The sequence below is a fragment of the Cedecea sp. B1(4) genome (assembly GCF_059414925.1).
In genome coordinates this window covers 268,758-284,842 of record NZ_JCAHMZ010000008.1, presented here as the reverse complement: position 1 = coordinate 284,842, position 16,085 = coordinate 268,758, and the positions used below count along the sequence as shown (strand labels likewise).

The 16,085-nt window shown below is 58.5% G+C and carries 10 protein-coding genes; 5 read left to right on the top strand and 5 right to left on the bottom strand.

Annotation, left to right across the window (positions count from 1 at the left end):
- Positions 1–109: 109 nt before the first annotated feature.
- Together fumA and ACR6JA_RS18430 are read right to left on the bottom strand one after the other, a co-directional pair.
- A complete protein-coding gene (gene fumA, locus ACR6JA_RS18435; protein WP_213713094.1) occupies positions 110–1,759 on the bottom strand; it encodes a class I fumarate hydratase FumA in 1,650 nt (549 codons plus the stop codon).
- Positions 1,760–1,814: 55 nt separating this feature from the next.
- Positions 1,815–3,326 (bottom strand): anion permease, encoded by a 1,512-nt coding sequence (locus tag ACR6JA_RS18430; protein ID WP_008454410.1) that lies wholly within the window; start codon positions 3,324–3,326, stop codon positions 1,815–1,817.
- A 619-nt stretch (positions 3,327–3,945) separates the two neighbouring features.
- Between ACR6JA_RS18430 and ACR6JA_RS18425 the strand changes: the two genes are divergently transcribed.
- Complete coding sequence (locus ACR6JA_RS18425) at positions 3,946–6,726, top strand: flavocytochrome c (protein WP_494494009.1); 2,781 nt, start codon at positions 3,946–3,948, stop codon at positions 6,724–6,726.
- Between the two features lie 58 nt (positions 6,727–6,784).
- Positions 6,785–7,753 (top strand): FAD:protein FMN transferase, encoded by a 969-nt coding sequence (locus ACR6JA_RS18420; RefSeq protein WP_494494010.1) that lies wholly within the window; start codon positions 6,785–6,787, stop codon positions 7,751–7,753.
- Here ACR6JA_RS18420 and dcuR read toward each other — a convergent pair.
- The 3 genes from dcuR to ACR6JA_RS18405 form a co-directional block, all read right to left on the bottom strand.
- The gene (gene dcuR / locus ACR6JA_RS18415; RefSeq protein ID WP_008454417.1) at positions 7,734–8,453 is read right to left on the bottom strand and encodes a two-component system response regulator DcuR; all 720 of its coding nucleotides are present in this window, start codon (positions 8,451–8,453) and stop codon (positions 7,734–7,736) included. The genes ACR6JA_RS18420 and dcuR overlap by 20 nt on opposite strands.
- A complete protein-coding gene (locus ACR6JA_RS18410) occupies positions 8,450–10,072 on the bottom strand; it encodes a sensor histidine kinase (RefSeq protein WP_213713100.1) in 1,623 nt (540 codons plus the stop codon). Before ACR6JA_RS18410 ends, dcuR begins: the two co-directional genes overlap by 4 nt.
- 64 nt (positions 10,073–10,136) lie before the next feature.
- Positions 10,137–10,901, bottom strand: a complete 765-nt coding sequence (locus tag ACR6JA_RS18405) for an AraC family transcriptional regulator (protein ID WP_494494011.1) — start codon at positions 10,899–10,901, stop codon at positions 10,137–10,139.
- A 300-nt stretch (positions 10,902–11,201) separates the two neighbouring features.
- Between ACR6JA_RS18405 and ACR6JA_RS18400 the strand changes: the two genes are divergently transcribed.
- Genes ACR6JA_RS18400 through fhuB form a run of 3 tightly spaced genes read left to right on the top strand, consistent with a single transcriptional unit; the run spans position 11,202 to position 16,069 of the window.
- The gene (locus tag ACR6JA_RS18400) at positions 11,202–13,214 is read left to right on the top strand and encodes a TonB-dependent siderophore receptor (protein WP_494494012.1); all 2,013 of its coding nucleotides are present in this window, start codon (positions 11,202–11,204) and stop codon (positions 13,212–13,214) included.
- A 4-nt stretch (positions 13,215–13,218) separates the two neighbouring features.
- On the top strand, positions 13,219–14,079 hold the full coding sequence (locus ACR6JA_RS18395; protein ID WP_494494013.1) for an iron-siderophore ABC transporter substrate-binding protein: 861 nt from the start codon (positions 13,219–13,221) through the stop codon (positions 14,077–14,079).
- Positions 14,072–16,069, top strand: a complete 1,998-nt coding sequence (fhuB, locus tag ACR6JA_RS18390; RefSeq protein WP_494494014.1) for a Fe(3+)-hydroxamate ABC transporter permease FhuB — start codon at positions 14,072–14,074, stop codon at positions 16,067–16,069. The genes ACR6JA_RS18395 and fhuB overlap by 8 nt, the downstream gene beginning before the upstream one ends.
- The last annotated feature ends 16 nt before the right edge of the window (positions 16,070–16,085 follow it).

The window sequence follows — 16,085 nt, the reverse complement described above, 5'->3', positions numbered from 1 at the left end:
GAAGTCCTTGCGTTGGCATCGGCTGAAATGTGGCCTCAGTATGGGGTAACTTTGGGGCAAAAAAAAGCGGGCACCGTAGCGCCCGCCTTATTATCAGTATTCGCTGAAATCAGTGCTTGTTACAGCCCGCGCACTGTTTGTTCTGGATCTGCTGGAAGAAGTCGTTGCCTTTGTCATCCACCAGGATAAACGCCGGGAAGTCTTCCACTTCGATTTTCCAGATAGCTTCCATACCCAGCTCAGGGTATTCCACCAGTTCAAGGCTCTTGATGCTGTTTTGCGCCAGCACCGCTGCCGGGCCGCCGATGCTGCCGAGGTAGAAGCCGCCGTGTTTGTGGCAGGCGTCGGTCACTGGCTTGCTGCGGTTGCCTTTGGCCAGCATGATCATGCTGCCGCCGTTGGCCTGCAGCTGGTCCACGTAGGAGTCCATGCGGCCTGCAGTAGTTGGGCCCAGGGAACCGGAAGCGTAGCCTTCCGGGGTTTTAGCCGGGCCAGCGTAGTAGATCGGGTGATCTTTCACGTACTGCGGCAGCGCTTCGCCGTTATCGAGGCGTTCTTTCAGCTTCGCGTGGGCGATGTCGCGTGCCACGATGATGGTGCCGCTAAGCGACAGGCGAGTGGACACCGGGAAGTCGGACAGCTGCGCGAGGATCTCTTTCATCGGGCGGTTCAGGTTCACTTTCACCGCTTCGCCTTCTCCGGCCTGGCGCAGCTCTTCCGGGATGTATTTGCCCGGATTGCTTTCCAGCTTCTCAATCCAAATGCCGTCTTTGTTGATTTTCGCCTTGATGTTGCGGTCGGCGGAGCAGGAGACGCCCATGCCGATTGGGCAGGATGCGCCGTGGCGCGGCAGACGAACGACGCGGATATCGTGGGCGAAGTATTTGCCGCCGAACTGCGCGCCCAGGCCAAGCTTCTGCGCTTCTTTCAGCAGCTCTTGCTCAAGCTGCACGTCGCGGAATGCCTGGCCGTGCTCGTTCCCTTCGGTTGGCAGACCGTCGTAGTAATGGGTCGACGCCAGCTTCACGGTTTTCAGCGTGGATTCTGCGGAGGTACCGCCAATCACAAACGCGACGTGATACGGCGGGCAGGCTGCGGTGCCCAGCGTGCGCATTTTCTCAACCAGGTAATTTTTCAGCTTCGCCGGGGTGATCAGTGCTTTAGTTTCCTGATACAGATAGGTTTTGTTGGCGGAACCGCCGCCTTTGGCGACGCACAGGAATTTGTATTCATCACCGTCCACGCTGTAGAGGTCAATTTGTGCAGGCAGGTTGGTGCCGGTATTAACCTCTTTGTACATATCCAGCGCGGCGTTCTGGGAGTAGCGCAGGTTATCTTCGATGTAGGTGTTGTACACGCCCTGAGACAGCGCCGCTTCATCGCCGCCGCCGGTCCAGACGCGCTGGCCTTTTTTGCCCATGATGATGGCGGTGCCGGTGTCCTGGCAGGTCGGCAGAATGCCCTTGGCCGAGATGTCTGAGTTACGCAGGAACTGCAGCGCGACGTACTTATCGTTTTCGCTGGCTTCCGGGTCGCTCAGGATATCCGCCACCTGCTGCTGGTGCGCCGGACGCAGCATAAACGCCGCATCGTGAAACGCCTGCTGAGCGAGCAGGGTCAGCGCCTGTGGCTCAACTTTAAGGATGGACTGGCCTTCAAATTCGCTGACGGAAACGTGGTCGCGGGTTAACAGGTAATATTCGGTGTCGTCATGCGCCAGCGGGAAGGGATTTTGGTAAACAAAAGGTTTGTTCGACATAGCTCGTTACTCCATAAAAATAAACCGCCGGAGGTTGCCCTCCAGCGGCTTTAAATCAGAACATCAGGGACATCCACGGATAACCAATCACCAGCAGCGCGGCCAGGAACAGGCCACCGAAGATGGTGCCCAGGCGCCAGTAATCTTTGGTTGGCAGGTAGCCGCTACCGTAGTAGATAGGGCTTGGGCCGGTGCCGTATGGGGTGATGATGCCCATGATACCCAGCGAGGTCACCATCAGCAGACAGAACACTTCCATATTCATGCCCGGAATGGTGGAGGCGATGGTCAGCATCGCTGGCAGCAGCGCGGTGGTGTGCGCGGTGGTGCTCGCAAACAGGTAGTGCAGCAGGTAGAACGCCAGCAGCAGGACAATGGTCGCGGTGCCAGGGGCGATACCGGTCATCAGCGCGCCGCCTTCTTTACCCAGCCAGGAGATGAAGCCGGTAGAAGACAGGCCATCGGCCAGGGCAACCAGGGTGGCGAACCAGACAAAGGTGTTCCACGCTGCTTTGTTATTGGTGATGTCGTTCCAGTTCAGAACGCCGGTCCACAGCATCAGCACGATAACCAGCAGGGCCGCAAGCGCAGGTTCAATCCAGCTTGCCGCGAAAATCCACATCACCAGCGCGGAGCAGACGAACACCAGCAGCAGGATTTCGTTGCGGGACAGTTTGCCCAGTTTTTCCAGTTCACGGCTCGCCCATTTTGGCACTTCGTCGTTCACTTTCACTTCAGGCGGGTAGAGCCAGTAAGCCAGCAGCGGCATGGTCAGCAGTAACAGCAGGCCCAGCGGCAGGAAGGCGAGGAACCACATGCCCCAGGAGATGTTGATGCCAACGATGCTTTTCACCAAAGCCAGCGCCAGCAGGTTAGGGGCCAGCGCAGAGAGGAACATTGAGCTGGTGATACAGGCTGCGGTGATAGCCACCCACATCAGGTAAGAACCGATTTTACGCGCGCTTGGGTCGTTAGGTTTTGAGCCATACAGCGGCGGCAGGTTAGCGATAATCGGGTAGATGGTCCCGCCGCTGCGTGCGGTGTTGGACGGGGTAAACGGTGCCAGCAGCAGGTCGGCGAAAGCAATGGCGTAGCCCAGCGTCAGGCTGCGGCGGCCAAGGTATTTCACCAGAATAAGCGCCAGTCGGCGACCAAACTGAGTCTTATCGTAACCGGCAGCAAACATAAATGCGCCAAAGATAAGCCAGACGGTGGAGTTCCCGAAGCCGCTAACTGCCCATTTAAAGGAGGCACCCGCCAGCTTGAATTTTGGGTCGGCCATTTGCTCCGGGCTGAACAGCAGCCACTGACTGCCGAGCGAAATGACGACGATCCCGGTCAGGCCGATAACGGCGCCCGGCAGCGGTTCGAAGATAAGCCCGACGATAACGCCGACGAAGACAGCGAAGAAGTGCCAGGCGTATGGCGGCAGGCCGTCCGGAACCGGAACCAGCATCAGCAACAGCGCCACAATGATGGGCAGGGCCATCATCAGCCAACGTTTGTTGTTGCCTGCTTTTTTATTGCTCTCTTTGAGCGGCGGTAGATTGGTGGTTATTACACTCATAATGACACCGTTATAAGGAGTTAAGGATTCGTTTTATATTCCCGCTTACTTTAGTTTTTAAACTTACTTTATTAATTAAATGTTCTTGGTTAGCGGTTGCGGAAATAGGTATTCATCGCTTTTTATCGGCGGTGAATTAAATTTTATGGATAGTTATATATTGCGCTTTCGGGGTATATGACAATTGATCGAGATCAAAAAAACAGATTCTGGTTATTTTTTTCGTAAAAAATAATAGTTCGTATTTTAGCAGGGTTATTTACGACGAAAAGTTATCAGTTTGATCATTAAAAAAGCGGCGCTCAGGTCATTTTTGATGTTTTTTGCTGACTCGATTCCGCTTGCCGCATGGTCTGGCGCGTGTTCACGGCGTGCATCTGGTAGGTAACTAAAATGTTATATTAATTTAATAAGCTGTTATCTTTTATATTTTAATTAATAACACGTTGTGGGTAATTGTGTTATTACGGTTCTTCAATAGTTTTTAAACTAACGTAAATAGTTTGGTAACTAAAAATAGTCTTATATTGTTGACATGCGAAATGGCCAATAACCAGAACGAAAATAGTGCCAGCAACCGAATTCTCAGTTTTAAATTTTAAAGTTTGGAGTCGACATTATGAGCACCGACAAAAACATGTTAAGCCCATTTACTTTACCTAACGGTACGGCGTTAAAAAATCGTCTGCTAATGGCACCGATGACTACCTGTACCGGGTATTTTGATGGCACCGTGACCGAAGAGCTGGTGGAGTACTACCGCGTCCGCGCCGGGAGCATCGGTACCATCGTGGTGGAATGCTGCTTTATTGACGATTTAGGCCTGGCCTTCCCTGGCGCTATCGGGATAGACACCGACGAAAAAATTGCTGGCCTGGCGAAAATCGCCGCCGCGATTAAAGCTGAAGGCTCCAGAGCCCTGCTGCAGATTTACCACGGCGGCCGCATGGTCGACCCTAAACTCATCGGTGGCCGCACGCCGGTTGGCCCAAGCGCGCTGGCCGCACCACGCGACGGCGCTGCAACGCCTCGTGCCCTGACCACAGAAGAAGTGGCGGGCATGGTGACTAAATTTGGTGAGGCCGTTCGCCGCGCCATTCAGGCTGGTTTCGACGGTGTGGAAATCCACGGCGCGAACACCTATCTGATTCAACAGTTCTACTCCCCGAACTCAAACCAGCGTGATGACGAATGGGGCGGCAGCCGCGATAACCGCGCTAAGTTCCCGCTTGCCGTGCTGGATATCACCCATCAGATGGTGCGTCAGTTTGCTGACGATGCATTCATCATCGGCTACCGTTTCTCCCCGGAAGAGCTTGAAGTGCCTGGGATTCGTTTCGACGACACCATGTACCTGCTGGAAAAACTGGCCGCGCGAGGCCTGGACTACCTGCACTTCTCTCTGGGTTACTCGCTGCGTCCGTCCATTAACGACACCACCGACCCGACGCCGCTGATCAACAAATACTGTGCAATGCGCTCAGACGCGCTGGCGCAGATCCCGGTGATGGGCGTGGGCGGCATCGTGAATGCTTCCGATGTGGAAACCGCGCTGGAGCACGGGTATGACCTGGTGGCCGTAGGCCGCGCCTGCATTGCCTACCCGGACTGGACTGCCCGCATCGCCAACGGCGAAGTGCTGGATCTGTTTATCGACAGCACCAAACGCGAAGAATTGACCATCCCTGAGCCGCTGTGGCGCTTCTCGCTGGTCGAGGCGATGATCCGTGACATGAGCATGGGCGGTGCCTCTAAATTTAAACCGGGGATTTTCGAAGAAACCGTCAGCGATGACGTCAACCAACTGGTGATTAACGTCAGCCTCGACAGCGATCGCATCGCCGATATCGCGCTGGCCGCTGGCCCGCAGGACGACGTGGAGTTCACCACTAACTTCGAAGAAATTCGTACCCGTATCCTGACCGCCAACTCGCCGTTTGTGGATGCCATTTCCGGCGCGACTTCCCAGAGCGAAGCGGTGAAAAAAGCCGTTTCTAAAGCGATGGTGAAATCCAGCAAGCAGCAGGCGTTTGAAGAAAGCGGCGGCGTTAGCGCCCCGCAGAGCTACGACGTGGTTGTGGTCGGCAGCGGCGGTGCCGGTCTGGCGGCGGCGATTCAGGCCCACGACGAAGGTGCCAGCGTGCTGATCGTTGAGAAAATGCCGTCCATCGGCGGGAACACCGTTAAGGCATCTGCCGGGATGAACGCGGCGGAAACCCGCTTCCAGCGCGTCAAAGGTATCTTCGACAGCAAAGAGCTGTTCTATGCCGAAACCCTGAAAGGTGGCTACAACAAAAATAACCCAGAGCTGCTGCACCGCTTTGTGGAAAGCGCCCCGCAGGCCATTGAGTGGCTGGCGGATCGCGGCATCATGCTGAACGACATCACCACCACCGGCGGGATGAGCATTGACCGCACCCACCGCCCACGTGACGGATCGGCGGTCGGCGGCTACCTGATCAGCGGCCTGCTGCGTAACATCAACAAACGCAGCATCGACGTGCTGATGGAAACGGCGGTCACGGAAATCCTGTTTGACCAGGGCGCGGTGAGCGGCGTGGCGCTGCTGACGGACGAAAACGAAGCGCTGACCATCCACGCGAAAAGCGTGATCGTGGCGACCGGCGGCTTCAGCGCCAACAGCTCGATGGTGGTGAAATACCGCCCGGATCTGGAAGGCTTTGTCACCACTAACCACAAAGGCGCCACGGGCGGCGGTATCGCGCTGCTGGAAAAACTGGGCGCAGGCACCGTGGATATGGGCGAAATACAGATTCACCCAACCGTGGAGCAAACCACCTCGTACCTGATTTCCGAGTCCATTCGCGGCGGCGGTGCCATCCTTGTGAACCAAAAAGGTAGCCGCTTCTTCAACGAAATGGAAACCCGCGATAAAGTGTCGGCGCAGATTATCGCGCTGCCGGAGAAATACGCTTACATCGTGTTCGACGAGAACGTTCGCACTAAAAACAAAGCGGCAGATGAGTACATCGCCAAAGGCTTTGTGGTCAGCGCCGAAGGGCCTCGCGAACTGGCGGAGAAACTGGGAATGGATTACCACACCTTCCTCTCCACGCTTGAGCGTTACAACGGCTTCGTGGAAAATCAGTACGACGAAGATTTTGGCCGTAAAACCGCGCTGCGCAACCCGATTAAAGATGGCCCGTTCCACGCCATCCGCATCGCCCCTGGAGTGCACCACACCATGGGCGGCGTGACCATCAACGCCGAAACCGAAGTGCTGGATAAACAGCATCAGGTTATCCCTGGCGCGTTCGCGGCGGGTGAAGTGGCCGGTGGTATTCACGGCGGCAACCGCATCGGCGGTAACGCGGTGGCGGATATTATTGTCTTTGGTACCCTGGCGGGCCATCAGGCGGCAAGCTGGGCAAAACGCTAAGCCCAACTGCGCTCCGGCCCTCGCCGGGGCGCAACCTTTTCAGCAAAAGGAGCCCGCGATGTCGCAACCCGAAGGTGTTTATGGCTACTCCGCCGTTTTAATGGGCTCGCCCATTCTCCTCAAGCTGTTCGAACCCAACGAAACCCTCGCCTCTCAGGTATTCCGCCTGATCAAACAATACGAAGATCTGCTCACCGTGAACCGGGCCGAATCCCAGGTGATGAGCATTAATCACGCGGCGGGCAAACATCCGGTTGCCGTCAGCCGTCCGGTGTTCGAGCTTATCAAATGCGCCAAAGCCGCCAGCCTGTTCCCCGACAGTATTTTTAATCTCGCCATTGGCCCGCTGGTGAAGCGGTGGAAGATTGGTTTCAAGGGCGATAGCGTTCCGCCGGCAGAAGACATCGCCGCGCTGCTGCCGCGCACGCAGCCGCATCAGGTGGTGCTGGACGAAGCCGAAGGCAGCGTTTATCTGGCGCATAGTGGGATGGAAATAGACCTGGGCGCGATAGCCAAGGGCTACATTGCCGACCGGGTTCGTGACTTCCTGCGGCGGCAGGGGGTTGCGCAGGGGCTGATTAATCTCGGCGGCAACGTGCAGACGCTGGGCTCGCCGGAAGGCGGCTGGTCAATCGGGCTGAAAAAACCATTTAGCGGCCCGGACGACATGCTGGGCGTGATTGAGGTGGCGAACAAATCGGTGGTGACGTCCGGCGTTTACGAGCGCTATTTCGAGCTGGACGGCAAACGCTATCACCATATCCTCGATCCGCGCACGGGCTACCCGCTGGATAACGACCTGGATAGCGTGACGATCGTCTCGACTGACTCGCTGGACGGGGACATCTGGACGACGTTGATTTACGGGATGGGCATCGAAAAGGGCTGTGCCGTGCTGGCGAATCGCCCCGATATCGAGGCGATTTTTGTCACCAAACAGCGAGAGATTATCCTCTCTTCCGCCAGCCAGTTCCGCTTTACGTTACTGGATGACAGCTATCGGCTGATTACTGGCAGTACTGCTTGAGCAGGCCAAGCTGTTCGGCCTGCAGGCGATAGCGGTACACCGGGCGGCCAGTCATGCCGTAATGAATACTGGTGAACAGGATATTGATCTGCGCCAGCCAGATCAGATACTTACGACATGACACGCGAGAGATATTTACCGCCGCTGCCAGTTCGTCGGTGGAGAACTCTTCCGTTGGGTGCGTGTCGATCCACTGGCAAATGGTACGCAGCGTTTGCGGCGTCAGCCCCTTCGGCAGGCGCTTGGCGTCCGCCACCACCGGGGAGCCACCGTGCAGCAGTCTGTCAACGTCCGCCTGCTCGTAGTATTTGTGGGTGCCCATCAGGTTTTTCTTTTCGCGCCAGTTGGTTAACGCTTCTTCAAAGCGCGGGAACTGGAACGGTTTAATCAGGTAATCCACCACGCCGTAGTGCATCGACTTCTGGATAGTCGCCGCGTCCGCCGCCGAGGAGATAACGATCACATCGATGGTTTTCCCCGCTTCGCGCAGCGTCGGCAGCAGATCCAGGCCGTTGTCCTGCTGCATATACACATCCAGCAGGATCAGATCTATTTTTAGCTCCGGGTTGCTGACCATCTCCCGCGCCTGCTTCAGCGTGGAGGCGGAACCGCAGCAGCTAAAGCCCGGGATTTGGCTGACGTAGGCGCGGTTAAGCTCCGCGACCATCGCATCATCATCAACAATTAAGACATTAATCACGCATTGTTCCTTTCACTATCCCAGGGTAACTGCACAAAGAATTGGGTGAAGACGCCGGGTTCTGACTCCACCTGAATGCTGCCGCCAAGGCGTTCAAGCTGCTGCCTGGCAAGGAACAGCCCTACGCCGCGTTGTTCGCCTTTGGTGGAGTAGCCTTTGTCAAAAATAGACTGAATGTGGTCCGGCTCGATGCCCGGCCCGTCGTCGCTGACTTCAACGCTCAGCACGCCATTCTGGTAGTGCAGCAGCACGCCCACTTCCCCATCAGGCTGGTCGCCCATCGCGTCCAGCGCGTTTTCTATCAGGTTGCCCAGCGCGGTAATCAGCGCCATCACCTGAAGTTCGTTCGGGTTGTCCGGGAGCTGGCATTCATCGGCAAGCGCCAGATGGTGGCCCGCTTCCCGCGCGCGGTTAATCTTGCCAATCAGGAACCCGGCAATCACCGGCGACTTAATTTTGCTCTGCAGCGTGCCAATTTCCGTCTGGTAATTGCTGGCGGTTTGCAGAATGTACTCTTCAAGCTTGTCGTAATGTTTAAGCTGTAGCAGGCCAAGAATAACGTGCAGCTTATTCATAAATTCGTGCGAGCGCTCGCGCAGCGCGTCGACATAATTCACCATGCCGTCTACACGCTGGGTCAACAAATTGATTTCAGTCTTATCGCGGAAGGTGCTTATGGCGCCGATCACCTGATTATTTATACGAATTGGCACCGCATTACACAAGACTAGACGGCCATAGCTGATGATTTGCCGGTCCTGAATTGGCGTGCCGGTGTGCAGCACTTCGCACAGCGTGGCCACCAGCGGCCCTGGCGGCACGGTTTTGCCGAGGCGGAAATCATCCGGGGAGAGCAGCATTTTGCGCGCCGCGTGGTTGATGAGCGTTACCCGGCCTTCGCGGTCGACGGCAATAATGCCCTCTTTAACGGACTGCAGCATCGCCTGGCGCTGCTCGAACAGCGCGGAGATTTCATACGGCTCGAAGCCGAACAGAATGCGTTTCAGCACCCGCACCAGCACCCAGGTGCCGAGCGAGCCGAACAGGGCGCTGAACAACACCGTCCAGAGCACGCTCCAGCGGCTCTTGCTGATCTGCTCGTCTACCTTGCTCAGCGAAATGCCGATGGCGACTACGCCTATCTGCTTATGTTGCTCGTTATAGACCGGCGTAAAGACGCGCAGGGCTTCCGCCAGCACCCCGTGGTTGATCGACACATTCTCTTTGCCCTCCAGCGCCGGGAAAATGTCGTCGCCAATAAAATGCGAGCCAATATTGCCGGGTTTGGGGTGCGAGTAGCGAATGCCGTTCATGTCGGTCACCACCACAAACAGCAGGTCGTTACGCTCCTGCACGCGGGAGGCCACGGGGGGAATGATGTCTTTGTTGTGGGGCTGCGTCAGGCCGTATTTGATCGTCGGATCGTCGGCCAGGGTTCTTGCCACCGCCAGCGCGGTGTCTTTCAGGCCGCTGCGGGTGGCGTTGCTGATCTGGATAAAATACAGGGCGTAAACCACAAGCAACACCGAGCCGATAACGGCGCATAGCATCAGCGTCACCGAGGTGCTGAGTTTCATCGGGCGCTTGGCCGTCGTTTGCGGGGGCTTCGTGTCGCTCATGGTTGTTCCGGTCCGGGGCGCAAACGGTGATTATCGCCGATGGAACCGGATTGTAAAAGCCGTGTCAGAGATAGCGGCCAATATACCTCTGCGGGGAAACGCCCAGCTTTTTCCTGAACATAGCGATAAATGCGCTGCTGCTGGCGTAGCCGAGCGTGCTGGAGAGATTGCTGATGGTGGTGCCGCGCGCAAGGTGGCAGACGGCTTCCACCAGATGCATTTGCTGCCGCCATTCGGTAAAGCTGAGCTGCGTCTCTTCCCGGAACAGCCTCGCCAGGGTTCTTTCGCTCGCGCCCACCCGTTTTCCCCACCAGGCCAGGGTTTCCCGCTGGGAAAGGTCGCAGCACAGCGCATCGCAGAGCTGGCGAATACGCCTGTCGTGGGGGAGGGTGATATGGCACAGGGCAATATCCTGTAGGCGCAGCAGCTCGTTGTGCAGCAGGTCGTGCAATAGCTGGCTTCGCTGCGGGTCGGTGGTTTTTTCCAGGCCAGCGGCGGTCAGGGACTGAAACAGCGGCGTAATAGCCAGGCTGCGACTGTGGCGGCTGAACGCAGCTGAAGCCGTAGGCGTCATGTAGAGATTGTGGGTGACCACGTTGCCGATGGCTTCCAGGCCGTGAGGCAGGCGCCCCGGCAGCCAAAGCGCGTGTCCAGGGGCGACGACCCAGACATTTTGCTCGCTGCGGATTTTTGCCACGCCGCTGACCGGGTAAATCAGCTGGCCCTGCTCGTGGGCGTGAAACGGCTCCTGGCTTCCTGCGCTATAATGGAGTTCTCGTACTTCCAGAAACGCTTCCTGCGGACTCTGCTGTGTGAATTGCTTTATCATTTGTTGCCTGCCATTCGTCCGATTCTCGCCATTTCATGATGCAGTAGCGCGTTAAGACAATCTCTGTCCGCTTTGCGATATCCCGTCAACCGATCGCGCTATTCTGCCACGGGTGCTCTTCTCTTTTAAAGGTGAATAATTATCATTTCGATCCTCTTCTTATAACATGATACGGTCGATATGAAACAGGGCGGATGGGTAAACGGGAACATGCCTTTAAAGGCGTTAAGTTGTGCGATCTTTGCGGCGTGCGCGGGCTTTGCCCATGCAGCGGACAAATCGGCGGCACAGGACAGCACGATGGTTGTTACGGCCACGGCACCTTCTTCTTCCGGGCAGGAAGATGAAACCAATGTGGTGGCACATGAGGCGGTGGCTGGCACCAAATCCAGCTCGCTGATTAGCCGCACGCCGCAGAGTATTTCGGTGGTAACACAGGCGCAAATCGCGGCCATGGCGGCAAAAAATATTCCCCAGACGCTGCGCTACGTCGCGGGCGTCTCCTCGGAAGATGCCGGCCCGGATACCCGCTTTGACACCATCATGGTGCGTGGCTTTGAAGCCGACGAATATCTGGACGGCCTGCGCCTGCCGCGCGAAGCCTGGTGGAGCCGCCCGGCGTGGGATCCGTTCCTGCTTTCCCGCATTGAAGTGGTTAAAGGTCCGGCTTCGGTGCTCTACGGCCAGGCCAACCCCGGCGGCGTAGTGAATCTTGTCAGCAAAACGCCGCAGGCCCAGCCGGGCGGCCAGGTTTACGTCAGCGCCGGGAATAACAGCCAGTTTGGCACCGGTTTTGACGTCACCGGCCCGCTAACCGACAGCAAAGAGTGGCTCGGTCGGGTAGCGGGCACCTTCTTCGACACCAAAACGCAGGTCGATCACACCCGCTACCAGCACTACGACATTGCGCCGTCCGTGACCTGGCAGCCAAACGATCGCACCAGCCTGACGCTGCTGGCCCAGTTGCGCCAGGATCCTGACACCGGTTTCTACAACATGCTGCCGGTCAAAGGCACGCTGGTGAACAACCCGAACGGTAATATTGGCACCCATTTCTACGGCGGCCAGCCGGGCTTTGATACCTACACCCGCAGGCAGGGCAGCATCGGCTATCAGTTCCGTACCGAATTGAACGATAACATTACGCTGCGCCAGAATGTGCGTTACATCAGCAGCAGCGCCGATTACCGCATGGTGTACCCGTTCGGGACGTACCCAACCCAGCCGCTGGTTGACCGCTACTCCATGAACCTTACCGAAACGATGAGCAACTTTGCGGCGGATAACCAGGGCGAGTTTCGCTTTGATACCGGCCCAGTGTCGCACACCGCGCTGCTCGGCGTGGATGTGATGCACTCCTCGGTGCGCAGCCAGGCGGGCTACGGCGACGCTGCGCCACTGAATTACCTCAACCCGGACTACAGCACGCCGGTCGAGATCCCGGCGTTTACCAGCAACAGCCATTCTACGATGGATCAAACGGGGCTTTACCTGCAGGATCAGCTGGCGCTGGACAACTGGGTGATGAGCCTCGCCGGGCGGTATGACAGCGCGCAGACCAAAGCGACCAACCTGCTGGACGGTTCTCACCAGACGCGCAATGACTACGCCACCACCGGCCGCGCGGGGCTGTTGTACCACTTTGATAACGGCATTGCGCCGTACATCAGCTATTCCACCTCGTTTGTGCCAAGCGCGGGTACCGGCTTTAACGGCAATGCGTTTAAGCCAACCAAGGGCAAGCAGACCGAAGTTGGGCTGAAGTACGATCCGGTCGGAATGGACGCGCTGTTTACTCTGGCGCTGTTCGATCTGCGTCAAACCAACGTCGCCACGCCGGATCCCGATCATGTGAATTACAGCGTGCAGACCGGAGAGATCCGCTCCCGTGGGATCGAACTGGAAGGTAAAGTGAACGTCACGCCAGCCTGGCAGATCCTCGCGTCCTACTCACTGACCGACCCGGAAGTGCTGAAGGCGAACGACGGCAGCGAAGGCAAACACCCGACGGGCATTTCCCGCAACCAGGCTAAGCTCTGGAGCCAGTACGCGTTCAGCGGCCCGCTGGATGGTTTCTCCCTCGGCGGCGGCGTGCGCTATGTCGGCCCAAGCTATGCGACAACGGATAACTCGCTGCAGGTGCCGGGCGCCACCGTGTATGACGCCCGCATCGGCTGGCAGTATCGCCAGTGGCAGGTTGCCCTTAACGCCGCTAACCTGACGAACAAAACCTACCTTGCAGCCTGCCAAAACAACGGCTGTGAGTACGCGGTTAAGCGTCAGTACGTGGCAACGTTAAGCTACCAGTGGTAAGCGAATGCTCTCCCGCAGACGTTTACTGACCTTTGCGCTGGCCGCCCCGTTTATCGGGGCGGCTGGTGCCGTTTCCGGGCCTCCGCAGCGCCTGGCGGTGCTGGACTGGGGGCTGACTGAGCTGATTCTGGCGCTTGGCGTGACGCCGCAGTCGGTATCGGCCCCCGACTGGTATCGCAAGCTGATAGGCACGCCGGAACTCCCCGCCAGCGTGGTGGATATCGGCCTGCTGTTTCAGCCAAACCTCGAAATCCTGTATGCGCTGAAGCCCGATCTGATCGTTATCACGCCGGGTCACGCGCTTCTTAAGCCTCAGCTGGATCGTATTGCGCCCACGCTGACGCTGCCCACCGGCAGTCTCGCCGAATGGCAAATTTCCCTCGATAAGCTGGCTGTTGTACTCCAGCGCCAGGCGCAGGCTCGTGCGGTCACGGCGGCTTTTGAGCAGGCTGCGATTTGTGCCAGAGAATCCGCTTCTGCTTATCAACGTCCGCTGTTTATCGCCACGCCGGTAGATGTGCTGCATATGCGGCTTTACGGCGCGGGCAGTCTCGCCGGAGATGTGCTGTCGCGCTGCGGTTTCAGCAATGCCTGGCGAGGCGGCGTTAACGCGCAGGGCGAGGCTATGGTCGAGCTGACGCGCATTGGGGCAGACAATGCCGGGCTGATTCTTTTGCCGGAGGACGGGCAATGGCCGCAGATCCAACGCTGGCAGAGTTCACTGCTCTGGCAGCGCCTGCCGCTCACCTCTCAGACTCAACTGGCGTTCCCGGCGCAAAAATTCAATTCCGGTGGTGCGCTGGTGACGGCCACGCGCATTGCCGACGCATTGGGGCAAATCGTGGCGGGGTGGCAGCATGGCTGAGATGGGAAAAACAACGGCTTCCTGGCTGCTGATCGCCGGGCTTTGGCTGGCGAACATCGCCATGGCGCTGCAAAACGTGATGCAGTACGGCGGGCTTGTCCACGGCCTGAACGTCCTGTTTAGCTCGAAAATGGCCGACGCGCAGGCGGTGATCCTGCACTCCATGTGGTTCCCGCGCCAGGTGATGGCCTTACTCGGCGGCGCCGTGCTGGCCCTTTGCGGCTGGCTGATGCAGCGGGCGCTGCGCAATCCGCTGGCGGAACCGATTACCCTCGGCATGACTTCCGGCGCGACGCTGGCTTTGGGCGTGGCGTCGATGTGGTTCCCGGCGACGCTGCTATCGGCGCGAACCGGCATAGTGATTACCGGGGAAGTTGTCGCTTTGCTGCTGGTGTTGCTGCTTTCCTGGCGGCAGCGTCTGTCGCCGCTGGTGATGATTCAGGCGGGGATGTTGGTCAACCTGTGGTGCGGCTCGCTGACGATGATCATGGCGGTGATCAACGACCGTTTTCTGCTGTCGGTGCTGATGTGGGGCGGCGGTTCGCTGGCACAGCAGGACTGGAGCGGCGTGACGGCGATTCTGCCCTGGCTCGGGCTGTGCGGCCTGGCCTTGCTCCTGCTGCTGCGTCCGCTGGCGCTGCTCAGGCTGCCGGAGGCGATGGTGAGCAGCTTGGGCGCATCTCCGCTGCTGATCCGTTCGGCGGCGATGGCGCTGGCGCTGGGGATGAGTGCCTTAATCATTAATAGCGTCGGGGTGATTGGTTTTATCGGCCTGGCTGCCCCGCACCTGGCGCGCTTAGGTGGGGCGCGTACCACGCGGCAAATGCTCAGCCACTCGCTGCTTATCGGGGCCGGTTTGCTGTGGTTTACCGACCTGTGCGTCAGCCGTGTCACGCTGTTGGACGGGCAACTGCTGCCGGTGGGGATGTTAACTGCCCTGACCGGCGGGCCGCTGCTGATCCTGCTGGCGGGCAAGGCCCGGCACCAGGTACTGGATACCACGCCTTCAGCTTACGAAGGCGAGGCGGGCGGCGTGCGCTTCCCGGCGGGCATGGCTTTTGCGCTGCTACTGGTGGCTGTTGTGCTGTCACTGTTTGTCGGCCACGGGCTGCACGGCTGGCACTGGACGACGCTCGCGGAGCAACCCGCTTTGCTGCCGATGCGCCTGCCGCGCCTGCTGGCGGCATTGAGCGCCGGGGCTTTACTGGCGGCGGCGGGCGTGTTGATGCAGCGCGTCAGCGGCAACCCGCTGGCAAGCCCGGAGATCCTCGGCATCGGCGGCGGGGCGGCGATGGGCGTGACGGCATTTCTGCTGCTGTTCCCCACGGGCGGAACGGGGCTGATGATCCTCAGCAGCGCCGCCGGGGCGCTGATCAGCCTGCTGGTAACGCTGTGGAGCAGCCGGCAGAGCGCCTTTAACCCGCAGCGGGTGCTGCTGAACGGTCTGGCGCTGAACGCGCTGTTCCAGGCTATCGCCAGCATTGTGATGCTGAATAACCGCCAGGCCAGTTCGATGCTGCTGCAGCTGATGACCGGCAGCACCTACTACGTCAATAACGGCATCGCCATCGGCGTGTTCTTCGCCATGTTGCTGTTGTTGGCGTTTTCTCCGCTGTGCAAACGCTGGCTACTGCTGCTGCCGCTCGGGCAGGTGAGCGGTTCGCTGGGCGTGAATGTCGCCAGGGCGAGGATCAGCGTGCTGGCGCTGGCCGCATTGATGACCGGGCTGGCCACGCTGATCGTCGGGCCGGTGTCGTTTGTCGGGCTGCTGGGGCCGCATCTGGCGAGAAAAGCCGGTGCGAAACGCCCGATGGAGCAGTTGTTCACCGCCGCGCTGCTGTCCGCGCTGATTATGGTGCTGGCAGACTGGATGGGCCGCAATTTTCTTTATCCGCGTCAGCTGCCCGTGGGGCTGGTGGCGTCGCTGGTCGGCGTACCGCTGCTGGTATGGCCGCTGATCCGTAGCCGGGCGCATACACATCAACAATAGCGCCGGCAGAGTAATG